The sequence below is a fragment of the Mycobacterium arosiense ATCC BAA-1401 = DSM 45069 genome (assembly GCF_002086125.1).
In the GTDB taxonomy this organism is placed as follows: domain Bacteria; phylum Actinomycetota; class Actinomycetes; order Mycobacteriales; family Mycobacteriaceae; genus Mycobacterium; species Mycobacterium arosiense.
On the sequence record NZ_MVHG01000066.1, the window covers coordinates 1 to 13267 of the forward strand.

At 69.1% G+C, this 13267-nt stretch carries 12 protein-coding genes and 2 pseudogenes; 5 read left to right on the forward strand and 9 right to left on the reverse strand.

Going from position 1 to position 13267, the window contains the following annotated elements; all coding sequences use genetic code 11:
* Window positions 1–254: 254 nt before the first annotated feature.
* Window positions 255–1487: an MFS transporter gene (locus tag BST14_RS20460; RefSeq protein WP_083066208.1), complete on the reverse strand. Its 1233-nt coding sequence runs from the start codon at window positions 1485–1487 to the stop codon at window positions 255–257.
* A gap of 134 nt (window positions 1488–1621) precedes the next feature.
* Window positions 1622–1912: a copper-sensing transcriptional repressor RicR gene (gene ricR, locus BST14_RS20465; RefSeq protein ID WP_083066209.1), complete on the reverse strand. Its 291-nt coding sequence runs from the start codon at window positions 1910–1912 to the stop codon at window positions 1622–1624.
* 117 nt (window positions 1913–2029) lie between these two features.
* On the opposite strand from ricR, the gene ilvD reads away from it, so the two are divergent.
* Complete coding sequence (gene ilvD, locus BST14_RS20470; RefSeq protein WP_083066210.1) at window positions 2030–3742, forward strand: dihydroxy-acid dehydratase; 1713 nt, start codon at window positions 2030–2032, stop codon at window positions 3740–3742.
* Window positions 3743–3812: 70 nt separating this feature from the next.
* On the opposite strand, the gene BST14_RS20475 is transcribed toward ilvD, so the two are convergent.
* A complete protein-coding gene (locus BST14_RS20475; protein WP_083066211.1) occupies window positions 3813–4253 on the reverse strand; it encodes an SPW repeat protein in 441 nt (146 codons plus the stop codon).
* Between the two features lie 163 nt (window positions 4254–4416).
* Between BST14_RS20475 and BST14_RS20480 the strand changes: the two genes are divergently transcribed.
* Complete coding sequence (locus BST14_RS20480; protein ID WP_083066212.1) at window positions 4417–5400, forward strand: nitronate monooxygenase; 984 nt, start codon at window positions 4417–4419, stop codon at window positions 5398–5400.
* Window positions 5401–5406: 6 nt separating this feature from the next.
* On the opposite strand, the gene BST14_RS20485 is transcribed toward BST14_RS20480, so the two are convergent.
* The gene (locus BST14_RS20485) at window positions 5407–6060 is read right to left on the reverse strand and encodes an O-methyltransferase (RefSeq protein WP_083066213.1); all 654 of its coding nucleotides are present in this window, start codon (window positions 6058–6060) and stop codon (window positions 5407–5409) included.
* A 161-nt stretch (window positions 6061–6221) separates the two neighbouring features.
* Here BST14_RS20485 and mymT point away from each other — a divergent pair, with 161 nt between their 5' ends.
* Entirely contained in the window at window positions 6222–6368 is a 147-nt protein-coding gene (gene mymT, locus BST14_RS20490) for a copper-binding metallothionein MymT (protein ID WP_083066214.1), read from the forward strand.
* 43 nt (window positions 6369–6411) lie between these two features.
* On the opposite strand, the gene BST14_RS20495 is transcribed toward mymT, so the two are convergent.
* The 5 genes and pseudogenes from BST14_RS20495 to BST14_RS20510 form a co-directional block, all read right to left on the reverse strand.
* The gene (locus BST14_RS20495) at window positions 6412–8487 is read right to left on the reverse strand and encodes a beta-glucosidase (RefSeq protein WP_083066233.1); all 2076 of its coding nucleotides are present in this window, start codon (window positions 8485–8487) and stop codon (window positions 6412–6414) included.
* A gap of 44 nt (window positions 8488–8531) precedes the next feature.
* On the reverse strand, window positions 8532–9044 hold the full coding sequence (locus BST14_RS20500) for a TIGR04338 family metallohydrolase (protein ID WP_083066215.1): 513 nt from the start codon (window positions 9042–9044) through the stop codon (window positions 8532–8534).
* Window positions 9041–9790, reverse strand: coding sequence for a DUF2786 domain-containing protein (locus BST14_RS20505; RefSeq protein ID WP_083066216.1), 750 nt, complete (start codon window positions 9788–9790; stop codon window positions 9041–9043). Before BST14_RS20505 ends, BST14_RS20500 begins: the two co-directional genes overlap by 4 nt.
* Window positions 9783–9860 (reverse strand): annotated as a pseudogene (locus BST14_RS31130) (hypothetical protein); the annotation flags it as partial. The pseudogene BST14_RS31130 and the gene BST14_RS20505, both read right to left, overlap by 8 nt.
* Before the next feature lie 43 nt (window positions 9861–9903).
* The gene (locus tag BST14_RS20510) at window positions 9904–10755 is read right to left on the reverse strand and encodes an alpha/beta hydrolase (protein WP_083066217.1); all 852 of its coding nucleotides are present in this window, start codon (window positions 10753–10755) and stop codon (window positions 9904–9906) included.
* Between BST14_RS20510 and BST14_RS20515 the strand changes: the two are divergent.
* Both BST14_RS20515 and BST14_RS20520 read left to right on the forward strand, forming a co-directional pair.
* A pseudogene (locus BST14_RS20515) lies at window positions 10691–11823 on the forward strand (sigma-70 family RNA polymerase sigma factor). The gene BST14_RS20510 and the pseudogene BST14_RS20515 overlap by 65 nt on opposite strands.
* Window positions 11824–11836: 13 nt before the next feature.
* Window positions 11837–13246: an alpha/beta hydrolase domain-containing protein gene (locus BST14_RS20520; protein ID WP_083066219.1), complete on the forward strand. Its 1410-nt coding sequence runs from the start codon at window positions 11837–11839 to the stop codon at window positions 13244–13246.
* Window positions 13247–13267: the final 21 nt, after the last annotated feature.

The window sequence follows — 13267 nt, forward strand, 5'->3', positions numbered from 1 at the left end:
GCGGGGGCCGGGTCCGGGTCCGCCAGTGCGGGAGTCGCACTCAGCACCAGCGCCAGGCCCACGACGGACACCAGGCCGGTGGTGTTCAGAGCGGCGAAGAGGCCCTTTCCGATCCTGGCCCTCGTCCTGCCCGACATACGCATACCTCCACTCGTGGTCTGGACATAGTGTGGCATAGGGGGCACGCCAGCTACCGTCAGCCGCGGCCGCGCGCACCCCGAAAGTGGCGGTGAATATGCGGCTGAGCTGGGCGGCTATGAATCGGGTGAGCTTGTCGGAGCAACGTCTAGCATCCGCCGGTTGGCCGCGATGCCGGCCAGCGCGACGGCCATCAGGGCCGCCGAAGCCGTCAGCATCATCGTGATGCTGCGCTCGAAAAGCAGGCCACCGGCCAGCGAGCCGGCCATGATGCCGACCTGGAAGGCGGTGACGTAGAGCCCTGACGCCCCGTCGGGGTCGTCGGCCCCGTTGCGCATGGCGGCGGATTGCATCATCGGCGAGACCGCGGTGGCCATCGCCCCCCACAGCACGATGGCCGCGGTCCCCACCAGCGCGGTGGCCACGCCGGTCGTGCCACCGATCGCCAGGCCGGTCAGCGCCACGAAGGCCGCCGTCAATCCCGTGATGCACAGAAGGATCGCGCCCTTGGGCCGGTGGTCCAGCGGCCGCGCCACCAGCGGCAGCGACAGCAGGCCGGCCAGACCGTAGGCGGCCAGCACGAAGGCCAGGTTCGGCCCGCGCACACCGAGCACGTTGCGGATGATCTCGACGATGTAGGTGTACGAGACGAAATGGCCGGTGACGGCGATCATCGCCAGCACGCTGACCAGAATCAGCCGCGGGTTGCGATGATGTCTCGACCTGGGACCCACGTGAGCGAGCTGGTCGGAGGTGAGCGCCATCTCCGGCAGCATCAGGCGGGCGGCGACCGTGACGGCGGCGGCCGCCACGGTGACGCAGACGACGGCCAGGCGCCAGCCCCACATCAGGCTCAACGCCGCGGTCAGGGGGCTCCCCACCACCAGGGCGAGGCTGGTGCCGACGTAGATCGACATGGTGGCGCGCCCCGCATGGCTGGGCGGCACCAGCCGGGTGGCGATCGGTGCGATGACCGCCCACAGCAAGCCGTGGGTGATCGCGCAGAGCACCCGCCCGGTGGCCAGCACGGCGAAGTTGGGGGCCAGTGCCGAGATGGCCTGCGAGGCGGTCAGGCAGGTGAGGCTGAGCATGAGCGCACGACGGCGGGGCCAATGCGCGGTCCAGCGCACCAGCGGAAACGTCGTCAGCGCCGCCACGAAGGCATACCAGGTGAGCAGCGTGCCCACCGCGAACAAGCTGACGTGCAGGTCGCGGGCGATGGCGGGCAGTGCGCCCACCGGCAGGATCTCGGCGGTGACGTAGGTGAAGGCCGCGGCCGCCAGCACAGCCAACTGAGCAGCGATCCGTGGGGTCCACGTTCGCGCGGCGGCATTGGTTTCGGCAGTCATGGCTTCTGTATCGGCCGGACTACCCACTTCCTGGGTTGTCGCGCCTAATGCGATCACACTGCCTTACCGTACGGACCGCAACCACGCCTCCCTGTGAATCAGGGCCGACACGCAGGTCTCAACTACGTCACCAATCAGGAACGAACCAACCGTGCGATCGCGGCGGAGGCCTCGTCGAGCTTGGCCTGCGCCTCGTCGCCGCCCTCGGCGACCGCGCGGGTGACGCAGTGGTTCAGGTGCTCGTCCAGCAAATTCAGGGCGACCGACCGCAGCGCGCTGTTGACGGCGCTGACCTGAGTGAGGACGTCGATGCAATACTTGTCTTCCTCGATCATCCGGGCGATGCCGCGGACCTGGCCCTCGATGCGCCGCAGCCGCTTCGCGTAGTTGTCCTTCTGCTGGGAGTATCCGTGGTCGTCGGTCATCTGCACCCCTGCTCATCGGCCGCCCGCCGGGCGGCAGCACGCTCTACACGAGCTTATACCCTAGCGGGGTATCACCCCGGACATGGGCATCCCGACTGGCCAGCGCATACTTGAGCGATGCCCACCACCGATTCGGCCGCAACCGCCGACATCAAGCCGCGTAGTCGTGACGTCACCGACGGCCTGGAGAAGGCCGCCGCCCGGGGCATGCTGCGGGCCGTAGGCATGGGAGACGAGGACTTCGCCAAGCCACAGATCGGGGTCGCGTCGTCGTGGAACGAGATCACCCCGTGCAACCTCTCCCTGGACCGGCTCGCCAAGGCCGTCAAGGAGGGCGTGTTCTCGGCCGGTGGATATCCGCTCGAGTTCGGCACCATCTCGGTGTCCGACGGCATCTCGATGGGCCATGAGGGCATGCATTTCTCGCTGGTGTCGCGCGAGGTGATCGCCGACAGCGTCGAGACGGTGATGCAGGCCGAACGCCTGGACGGCTCGGTGCTGCTGGCCGGCTGCGACAAGTCCCTGCCCGGGATGCTGATGGCGGCCGCACGGCTGGACCTGGCCTCGGTGTTCCTCTACGCCGGCTCCATCCTGCCCGGGGTCGCCAAGCTGTCCGACGGCAGCGAGCGCGAGGTCACCATCATCGACGCGTTCGAGGCGGTGGGTGCGTGCGCCCGGGGCCTGATGCCGCGTGCGGACGTCGACGCCATCGAGCGGGCGATCTGTCCCGGTGAGGGCGCGTGCGGCGGCATGTATACGGCCAACACGATGGCCAGCGCCGCCGAGGCGCTCGGGATGTCGCTGCCGGGCAGCGCCGCGCCGCCGGCGACCGACCGCCGCCGCGACGGATTCGCCCGGCGCAGCGGCGCGGCCGTCGTCGAGCTGTTGCGGCGCGGCATCACCGCCCGCGACATCCTGACTAAGGAGGCGTTCGAGAATGCGATCGCGGTGGTGATGGCGTTCGGCGGCTCGACCAACGCGGTGCTGCACCTGCTGGCCATCGCCCACGAGGCCGGCGTGCGGCTCTCGCTCGACGATTTCAGCCGGATCGGATCGAAGGTTCCGCACCTGGCCGATGTCAAACCCTTCGGCCGCCACGTCATGTCGCACGTCGACCACATCGGCGGCGTGCCGGTGGTGATGAAGGCGCTGCTGGACGCCGGGCTGCTGCGCGGCGACTGCCTGACCGTGACCGGGGCGACGGTGGCCGAGAACCTGGCCGAGATCGCCCCGCCCGACCCGGACGGCAAGGTGCTGCGCGCGCTAAGCAATCCCATCCACCCGACCGGTGGAATCACCATCCTGCGCGGATCGCTGGCGCCCGAGGGCGCGGTGGTCAAGTCGGCCGGTTTCGATTCCGACGTGTTCGAGGGCACCGCAAGGGTTTTTGACGGTGAACGGGCCGCGCTGGACGCCCTGGAGGACGGCACCATCGCCAAGGGCGACGCCGTGGTGATCCGTTACGAAGGCCCCAAGGGCGGCCCCGGCATGCGCGAAATGCTGGCCATCACCGGCGCCATCAAGGGCGCCGGTCTGGGCAAAGACGTGCTGCTGCTGACCGACGGCCGGTTCTCGGGCGGGACCACCGGCCTGTGCGTCGGCCACATCGCACCCGAGGCCGTGGACGCCGGGCCGATCGCTTTCCTGTGCGACGGCGACCGGATCCGCCTGGACGTGGCCAATCGGGCGCTCGACGTGCTGATCGATCCGTCCGAATTTGACTCCCGGCGCCGGGATTTCACCCCACCGGAGCCGCGCTACAAGACCGGGGTGCTGGCCAAGTACGTCAAGCTGGTCAGCTCGGCCGCAATGGGCGCAGTCTGCGGCTGATCGCCGTCCCGGGCCGCGCCGGAGCCGGCCCGGGGCAGCGAATTGCCTTGCCGCTCAACCGAGGTCGAGGTTACGCGTGCGTGCCCTTCGTGCGGGTGCGCATGCCGAAGTAGGTTGCGTTGAGCCCCAAGAACGTCAACAACGCGCCCGCAACAACATTCGACCACGTCATGCCGGCGGTCAGCGTGACGCCCGGCAGGATCCACGTCGAGACGATGACCCACACGCCCAATACCGGCAGCGTCCAGGTCATACCGTGCGCACGATCCAGTGTCGTCGCGAACCCGTAGGCCAAGAACGCCGCCGCGATCCCGACGATCAGGTCAGACGTGGCAAGCGATCCCGTCGCGCTGAATCCGACGATCCATGGCGACGCCGCCACGTACAGGCCCGTCAGCAGGATCAGTCCGAACGTGACATGCGCACTCATCGACTCGGCAACGCGCTCGTAGCGCGCGCGAAGAGCCAACAAATCGGGGTGGTGATCGATTGATGAATGGACTGTACTCATTTTGTAACCTTTCTGTTATGAGGGAAGCCTTTTGAGCGTTGCCGCACCCATCCATCTGCGGTCCAGATTACGCCCGCACACCGCCGGCCAGCAACGAAAAATTGACGCCACCGCAAGGCCGGACGGTAGGGCATTTCCGGCCACCGGCGTAGCGTCTTGGAACATGGATATCGCGGACCGGCTGCGTCTCGATGTGCCGATCGGGCAGGCCGGCATGGGTGGCGGCCTTTCGGGCGCGCCACTGGCGGGTGCCGTCGCCGCGGCGGGGGGACTGGGCACGCTGGGCATCGACACGCCCCGCCGACTACGAGCCTCGATAGATGAAGTGCGAGAACGCGCTCCGGGCCGCGCCGTCGCGGTAAACCTGTTGATGCCCTTCGTTCATCGCCGGCACGTCGCGGTCTGCGTCGACGCCCAAGTTGACGTCGTTGTGGTGGCGTTCGGGGAAAAGCGGGGGTTCGTCGAGCACTTGCGCGATGCGGGCATCTTCGTGTTCGTGATGGTGGGCACCGAGGCGGCGGCCCGGGCCGCGATCGCTTGTGGCGCCGACGGTTTGATCGCTCAGGGGCGCGAGGCAGGGGGCCATCTCGTCGGGACCATGCCGGCCTTGGAGTTCTTGCCGGTGGCCCTCGGCGCGGCGGGGACGCATCCGGTGTTCGTGGCCGGCGGCATCGCGACCGCCGCCGACACCCGTGCCGCGCTGGACGCCGGTGCCAGCGGCGTCATCGCCGGCACCCGGTTCCTGTTGACGCACGAGGCCAACGCGAGCCGCGAGTATCAACGACGAATCCTGCAGGCGGACAGGACGATCGAGACCAACCTGTTTGGCCTGAGCTGGCCGTTGCGCCACCGCGTCGTGCCCAACGCGGCCACCCGCCGCTGGTGCGGCGATGACGGGCGGGCCAAGTCGCTGCCCGCCGCCCTGAACGCGGTCAGCCGACCGTTGTCGGCGCTGGGTTATTTCGACGCCGGGACGCTGATGCGGCTCCAGTCGCCAGCGCTGCCGTTCTTCACGCCGCTGGCACCGGTGGCCGGCGTGCCGGATTCCTGGCTGGACAGCGCCGCCCTGTACGCCGGCGAAACCGCCTTGCGGATCAGTGAACTCACCTCCGCAGGGCAGGCCGTCGCCGAGCTGAACCCCCGCTGACGCGCCCTATCGCACCACAGCGAACGCGAAGCCATCCCAGTGCTTGGCGCCCACCGTCTGGATCACGGCCGTGTCCAGCCGCGGATCCTTACCCATCGCTTGCAGGGTCTGGCGCACCGCCTGCGCTTGCGCGTCGGACCCCGGGTCAAGCACTTGCCCCTGCCTGATCACGTTGTCCGCCACGATGATCGTGCCGGGGCGGGCAAGTCGCACCGCCCAGTCGAGGTAGGCGGGGTAGTTCTCTTTATCGGCATCGATGAAGATCAAGTCGAAGGGGCCGGTCACCGTCGGCAGCGTATCCAGTGCGGGTCCGACGATCACTTCCACCCGGTCGGCGAGGCCGGCCCGTTCCAGATTGGCGCGCGCCACCTCGGCGTGCTTGGGCTCGTATTCGAGCGTCACCACTCGCCCTTGCGGGCCGGCGCCGCGCGCCAGCCAGATGGTGCTGAAGCCGCCCAGCGTTCCGAGCTCGAGAATGTTGCGGGCACCGACCGCACCGGCGAGCAGGCTCAAAAATTTTCCCTGTTGCACCGACACCGCAATCGGGGGCAATCCGGCCGCGCTGCTGGCCTCCAGGGCCGCGGTCGAGGACGGATCGTCGTCCACCACCGTGCTGTCCAAGAATGCGTCGACGTCTCTCGGGGTTGGTTTCTCGGTCATGGCGCCCAGGCTAGCGCCGCGCGCGGCGACGATGGCATCGGGTGCCGGATCGGCGTCGAAGCGATCGCGCCCATTTACGATATACCCATAGGGGGTATACAGTGAGGGTGCGGTCGACCCGCACCGCAAGAGTCACCAGAGAGAGAAAAAAGGTGAGGTGAATGGCAACATACGAGGCCGGGACCGAGTTGACGTGCGGTCACGAAGGCTGCGGCTGTCGCGTCCGCATCGAGGTCCCCTGCCACTGTTCGGGTTCGGGTGAGCCATACCGCTGCACGTGCGGCGACGCGCTGACCCCCGTCGAGTAATCCGTCAGGCCGGTCGTGCGTTTCGGGCGTCAGCCCGCGAAACTCATCGTCCGAACGTACGGCCGGCGAGCTCGACCGCCGCTTGCAGCCGCATGGCGATCGCCGACGCGCCCACCGCCGCCGTGTAGGAACCCGGGGCGACCCGCCAGCTCCCGACGCCGCCGTCGTAGCGGGCGAGCAGCCGCGGGTCCGCCTCGATGGTCACCCGCCGCGTTGCTCCCGGCTCGAGTTCGACACGCTGAAATCCCAGCAGCCGCAGGCACGGTTCACCGGCGGCGGCCGTCAGGTAGAGCTGCGGTACATCGGCCCCAGCACGGTCGCCGACGTTGATGACGCTGAAACTGGCGATGACGGTTTTGTCGCCAACGACCACCAGGTCGCGGTAGTCAAACCTGGTGTAGGACAAGCCATGACCGAAGGCATACATCGGGTCGTGGCCGCATCGGGCAAACCAGCGGTATCCGACGTCGGCTCCTTCGACGTAATCGATCGTGGTCGGTGTCCCCCACGGTTCATCCGCGCCGGGCAGCTGCGGGCGCGGCGTCTGGGCGAGATCGGCCGGGAAGGTGATCGGCAGCCGACCCGAGGGATTCACCTCGCCGCTCAGGATCTCCGCGATGGCGCGGGCACCGGCCTGGCCCGGAAACCACGCTTGCACAATGGCATTCACCGAGTCTCGCCATGGCATGGCCGCCGGATTGCCCGTCTCCAGCACCACCACGGTGTTCGGGTTGGCGCCCGACACCGCCGTGATCATCTCGTCCTGACCCCAGGGCAGCGAGAGGTCGGCGATGTCAAAGCCTTCGCCCTCCGCGCGCACCGCGAACACGATCACGATGTCGGCCATTGCCGCCGCGCGCACCGCCTCGGCCGGGGTGATCCCGGGATCGAACTCGATCCGCGCGTGCGGCAGCCGCTTTCGCAATTCTTCCAGCGGGCTCGACGGCAGCAGGTACAGGTTGCGCAGCCCGGCCTCGGGGCCCGAGCCGCCGATGGGCACCACGCCCGCGTAGCCGCCCGGCGGGACGACGGTGCTCGAACCGTAGCCGGCCGGCACACCCGCGTGTGCATACCCCCCGATGACGGCGATGCGCGCCGTCGACTCGACCGCCACCGGCAACAGCCCGCGGTTGGTCAACAGCACGGTCCCCTGCCGCGCTATGCGCAGTGCAATCTCGTTGTGCGCGGCCATATCCGGCGCCCGGACCGGATCGGCGCGGTCGACTCCGACGGCGAACATCGACCGCAGGATCCGGCGGACCATGTCCGACAGGCGCTGCCCGGGAAGCCTGCCGTCGGCGTGGGCCTCGCGCAGCGGCGCACCGAAGGACTCGGCGTGCCACAGCAGCGCGTCGATCTGGGCCCCGCACTCCTGGTCCAGACCGGCCAGCGCGCACTCCCAGCTCGGCGTGGCACCCCAATCGGACATGACCCAACCGCGGTATGCCCAGGCGCCTTTCAGCACGTCGTCGAGCAGGGCGGTGTTGGCCGCGGCGTAGTCGCCGTTGACCTTGTTGTAGGCGGTCATCACGGCGCCGGGTTGCGACCGCTCGATCGCCAATTCGAAGGCCAGCAGGTCCGATTCGCGGTGCGCGGCGCGATCGATGACGGCGTTCAGGAAGTGCCGGTTGGTTTCGTTGCAGTTCAGCGAGTAATGCTTGACCGTCGAGATGACCCCGTGTTGCTGGATGCCGCAAATCGACTCGGCCGCCATGGCCGCGGTCAACAGCGGGTCTTCGGAGAGGTATTCGAAGTTGCGGCCGTTGCGCGGGTCGCGGGCCAGGTTCATCGCGCCGGCCAGTTGCACGTTGAACCCCCGGCTGCGCGCTTCGCTGCCGATCACTTCGCCGGCCGCCCGGGCCAGCGGCGGGTCGAAGGTGGCGGCCAGCGCCAGTCCGGCGGGCAGCGCGGTGGCCGTGTCGCCCGGGCGGTAGCCGGGGTTGGTGACGCCCAGGCCCGCATCACTCATCAGCAACGCGGGCACGCCGAGGCGGGCCACACCCGGCACGTATCCCGCGCTCATCGGCGCGTCCGCGGGGATGCGCTCGTCACGCGCCGGCCACATGTCGCCGGCGCCCATCACCGAGACCAGCAGCGCGAAGCGCTCGTCGTCGGTCATCAGGGCTTCGACCTGGCGCGCCCGCGCGTCGGGATCGGCCGCGCTCACCGCACGCCCTCTTTGGCGTAGACGACGCGCAGCACGTGCCCCAGTTCCGGTCCCATCACCAGCTCCGTCAACTCGCAGATCGTCGCCACGAACTCGGGGCCGTGCGCCGGCTCGGCCTGACACAAGTGATGCGCCACTTCGTGCAGCACCACCAGCTCGCGCAGCGCCCAGTCGGCGGTGTCACGATCGGGCACCGCGATAATGCCCGTGCCGTCGCGAGTTTCGTAGTGCGCGGCGGTGGCGGCCCGCCGCGGCCGCACCCGCAGGGGCGACACACCGGGCCAGCGTTGCCGCACCGCCGCCAGCGCCAGCACGTCGTCCACGTAGCGCTGCGCGGATTCCACCGAACCGAATCGCCCCTCCGGCGGCAGCGTCAATTGCGTGCCGAAGAACTCCACCACGGGTGAGCCGTGCTCGGCGGCACGGTCGAACAGCGTCCGGACGAACTCCTCGGCCGCATAAACCTTGGAGCGTTGAGAATCCCGCGGTGGGGAGCTCCCCGCGGTCACCGGCTCAGCGCGCTCCGCGCCCCGGGCAGTTCGGGGCTGTTGCCCAGGCGCGCTCGCTTGCCGGCCCGATCGCCGGCGCGCCGCGCCGCCGACGAATACCCCGCTGACGCCCGGCTGGCCTGCCAGGTGCCGCGCGCCTTCGACGCGCCGCGGTAGTAGTCCACCAGCTCGACTTCCTTGTCCCGCAACGCGATAGCGGTGCCCGGCGACCGGCGGCGATCCTGGGTGGCTTCCAGGCGGGCCTGGTCACGAGCCTCGGCCAGCCGCTGGCCGACCCGCGCCCCGAAGGCCAATTGAAAGTTGAGCCGGGCGGTGATCGTCGGCGTGGGACGATGCGCCCCCGAGGCCAGGTAGGCGTCCGACGCGCGGACCATCTGGACCACCAGGCTGGCGTACAGGGCGTGGCTGGCGTCGATGTCCTCGACGAACCCGTAGGCGTACACGAACGTCGAATTCGAGGCCACGTCGCAGCGCACGTCGTTGGCCGCGGCGATCAGCACGAACAGCTGCACGTAAGTGCGTAACCCCTTGGTGCCCGCCGCCCCGATGGTGATGGTGCGCTGCGTCGGCGTCTGCGCCGCCGACCGCTGGGCCGAATGCGAGCGGGCCACCGCCAGGTCGATGGACGCGGCCGTCGCGAGCCGCTGCGCCGCGGACATGAACGCATCGGCTTCGTGGCTGTTGTCGGTGCCTTCGGCCTGACGCAACAGCGCGGCAATGCGCGAGAGCATCTTGTCGTCAGTCATGGCGCCGCTCCTCCTCATCGCTTCGTCCCCCGCAAGCGGGAGGTGCCCCCGCTGCATCGTCGCCGGCGCGAGTCATGGCCGCCAAATTACGTGAGCGCACCGACACTCTCGCCTCACAGCCGAGCGGTGATCCACGAGACCACATCGTCGAGCACCTGCTCGCGCTCGGGCTCGTTGAAAACCTCGTGGTAGAGCCCCGGATAGATTTTCAGCTCCACGTCGGTGGAACCCACGCAGTCCACCAGGCGACGGCTGCCGGCGACGGGAATCAGCCGGTCCTGTTCCCCGTGCACCACCAGCAGCGGCGCCGTCAGGGCCGGCGCCCGCTGCGGCATCGTCTCGCCGACCTGCAGCAGCGCGCGGCCGATGCCGGCCGGCACCTTGCCGTGGTACACCAACGGATCCTCCTTATACGCCGCCACCACCGCGGGATCCCGGGAGATGGCGTCGACGTCGAGCTCTTGGGCCGGCAGTCCGGGCACGACGGCCCCCAGCACCTTGGCGGCCAGCGCCAGCAGCGGCGACACCTGATCCTGGGCGGCCACCGCGGGACCGGACAGCACCATCAGGTCGTAGTTGTCCGGGCGTTCGACGCCGTAGGCGAACACGATTCCGCCGCCCATGCTGTGCCCCAGCACTACGCACTTGAGGCCATGGTGTTCCCGGTTGGCGATACCGACCAGGGTGTCGAAGTCGGCGGTGTACTCGTGAATGTCGCGCACCAGCACCCGCTTGCCGCCCGAGCGGCCGTGCCCGCGGTGGTCCAGCGCATACGTGACCAGGCCCGCCTCGCCGAAGCGCTGGGCGACGTGGTCGTAGCGGCGCGCGTACTCCCCCAGACCGTGGGAGAGCACCAGGACCGCGCGCGGTGCGGTCGCAGGCGTCCAGACGTCATAGACGATGCGCACGCCGCCGTACCCGTCGAAACTGCGTTCGGTGCGGTTCGCTCCGGGGCTCGTAGTCATCACCGGCAGCGTAATCGCTGCTGATGTGGGCCGCGCGCCCCGACATTGCGTAGGCTCATGCGGATGAGCCTTCTCGCGCACTCTGAAGGTGATCCGGTGGCCGCCGCGGATTTCTCGGCGCACACCGAACCGTATCGGCGCGAACTGCTGACCCACTGCTACCGCATGACCGGGTCCCTGCACGACGCGGAGGACCTGGTGCAAGAGACAATGCTGCGGGCCTGGAAGGCGTACGACCGCTTCGAAGGCAAATCCTCGGTGCGCACCTGGCTGCATCGCATCGCCACCAACACCTGCCTGAGCGCGCTGGAGGGACGGCAGCGCAGGCCGTTGCCGGTGGGCTTGGGCGCGCCTAGCTCGGACCCGACCGCCGAGCTGGTGGAGCGACGCGAGGTGCCGTGGCTCGAGCCGCTGCCGTCGCTGACCGAGCACCCCTCCGACCCCTCGGTCGTCGTCGGCTCGCGCGAGTCGGTGCGATTGGCGTTTGTTGCCGCGCTGCAATACCTTTCGCCCCGGCAGCGGGCGGTGCTGCTGCTGCGCGACGTGCTGGGCTGGCACTCGGCCGAGGTGGCCGAGGCGGTCGGCACCACCACGACCGCCGTCAACAGCCTGCTGCAACGCGCTCGATCCCAGCTGCAGGCCGTCGGGCCCAGCGCCGAAGAACCACTGCCGCAGCCGGATTCGCCCGAGGCCCAGGATCTGTTGGCGCGCTACATCGCCGCGTTCGAGACCTATGACATCGACCGGCTGGTCGACCTGTTCACCGCGGAGGCCATCTGGGAGATGCCGCCGTACACCGGCTGGTACCAGGGCGTCGGGGCCATCGTCACCCTCATCCATCAGCAATGCCCGGCGCAGGGCAGCGGGGACATGCGCATGCTGCCGCTGGTCGCCAACGGTCAGCCCGCCGCGGCCATGTACATGCGCGCCGGCGACGTTCATCTTCCCTTCCAGTTGCACGTGCTGGATGTGCGGGGCGGGAAGGTATCCCACGTGGTGGCCTTCCTCGACGACGCCTTGTTCGCGAAATTCGGGCTGCCCGGTTCGCTGCCCCCGGGCGAGAGGTGACGGGACCGCTGCCATGATGAACGCCGCCCAGGTGACGCCCGCCCCGGGAAAGCCGGCGCTGCTGCTGAGCGCTTACGACCTCGCCGATGTGGGTTACGCGCTCGAGGAGTTCTTCGTCTCCGCCACGGCGTCGTGCTACGCCCCGGTGGGCGAACCGTCCCCGGACGGCCGCTGGGACGTAACAGCTTCGGGCTCCGCCGATTACACGACACGCATCGTGGCGCTGACACCGTCCGATCCTGGCCGGTTCAACGGGACCGTGCTCGTCGAGTGGCTCAACGTCAGCGGTGGCATCGACGCCGCGGCGGTGTGGATGATGGCGCACCGCGAAATCGTGCGCGCCGGTTACGCCTACGTCGCGGTCTCGGCCCAGCGAGTGGGAGTCGAGGGCGGCGAAAGCCTGCTCGGGGCGGACATGTCGCTGAAAAGCCAAGACCCACAACGGTACGCGGCCCTGCACCATCCCGGCGACGCATTCTCCTACGACATCTTCGCCCAAGTCGGCCGGCTGCTGAACAGTGGTGACCACGGCGTCATCCTGCGCGGCCTGCCCGCCCGTCGCGTCATCGCGGTGGGCGAATCGCAGTCCGCAATGTTCCTGACCACCTACATCAACGCCGTCGACCCGCTGACCTCCGCCTACGACGGCTTCCTGGTCCATTCCCGGTTCGGTCCGGCTGCGCCGCTGGATGGCGGCTCGATTTTCGCCGAAACCGTTGCACGGCAGGCCGTTCCGTTCCGCCCTGATCTGCGGGTGCCGTTGCTGACGGTCGTCACCGAAACCGACGTTTTCGGCGGCCCGCGCGACGGTTATTACTTCGCCAGGCAGCTGGACAACGACCGGCTGCGGGTCTGGGAGATCGCCGGGGCCGCCCACGCCGACAACTACACGATCCAGGTGGCGTTCATCGACAGCGGCTCGGCACCGCTGGAGGCCCTCGTGGCCGGCTACGCGCCGACCGACGTGTTGATGGGCCAGCAACTCGCGCACTACATCAACTTCGGCCCCCAGCATCACTATGTGGTGCAGGCGGCCATCGCGGCGCTGAACGCCTGGGTCGTCACCGGTGAGCCGGCCCCGCGCGCCGACCCGCTCGAGGTTCGCGAAAGCGCCGGGCCGCAACCCGTCCTGGACGGCAACGGAATCGCCCGCGGTGGCATCAGGACCCCGTGGGTGGACGTGCCGACCGCCGCAACGTCGGGCCTGGGCGGCCAGGAGAGCGTCATGTCGGCGATCTTCGGATCCGGGAATCCCTTCGACGCCAACATAATTCGGCGGCTTTACCCCGGCGGGTGCGCGGAATATTTGGACAGCTTCACCGCGGCCCTCGACGCGGCGATCGGCTCCGGGTTCATCCTGGCGGCCGATCGCGCCGAGATTCTGCAGCTCGCCGCCGCGACGTATCCCGGCGAACCGGCGTAGATCCGATTTCCCGGCTTTTCA

Coding starts and splice junctions, on each gene's coding strand:
- BST14_RS20460 (WP_083066208.1), bottom strand. CDS start 1,487: ATGACTGCCGAAACCAATGCCGCCGCGCGAACGTGGACCCCACGGATC.
- ricR (WP_083066209.1), bottom strand. CDS start 1,912: ATGACCGACGACCACGGATACTCCCAGCAGAAGGACAACTACGCGAAG.
- ilvD (WP_083066210.1), top strand. CDS start 2,030: ATGCCCACCACCGATTCGGCCGCAACCGCCGACATCAAGCCGCGTAGT.
- BST14_RS20475 (WP_083066211.1), bottom strand. CDS start 4,253: ATGAGTACAGTCCATTCATCAATCGATCACCACCCCGATTTGTTGGCT.
- BST14_RS20480 (WP_083066212.1), top strand. CDS start 4,417: ATGGATATCGCGGACCGGCTGCGTCTCGATGTGCCGATCGGGCAGGCC.
- BST14_RS20485 (WP_083066213.1), bottom strand. CDS start 6,060: ATGACCGAGAAACCAACCCCGAGAGACGTCGACGCATTCTTGGACAGC.
- mymT (WP_083066214.1), top strand. CDS start 6,222: ATGGCAACATACGAGGCCGGGACCGAGTTGACGTGCGGTCACGAAGGC.
- BST14_RS20495 (WP_083066233.1), bottom strand. CDS start 8,487: ATGACCGACGACGAGCGCTTCGCGCTGCTGGTCTCGGTGATGGGCGCC.
- BST14_RS20505 (WP_083066216.1), bottom strand. CDS start 9,790: ATGACTGACGACAAGATGCTCTCGCGCATTGCCGCGCTGTTGCGTCAG.
- BST14_RS20510 (WP_083066217.1), bottom strand. CDS start 10,755: ATGACTACGAGCCCCGGAGCGAACCGCACCGAACGCAGTTTCGACGGG.
- BST14_RS20520 (WP_083066219.1), top strand. CDS start 11,837: ATGATGAACGCCGCCCAGGTGACGCCCGCCCCGGGAAAGCCGGCGCTG.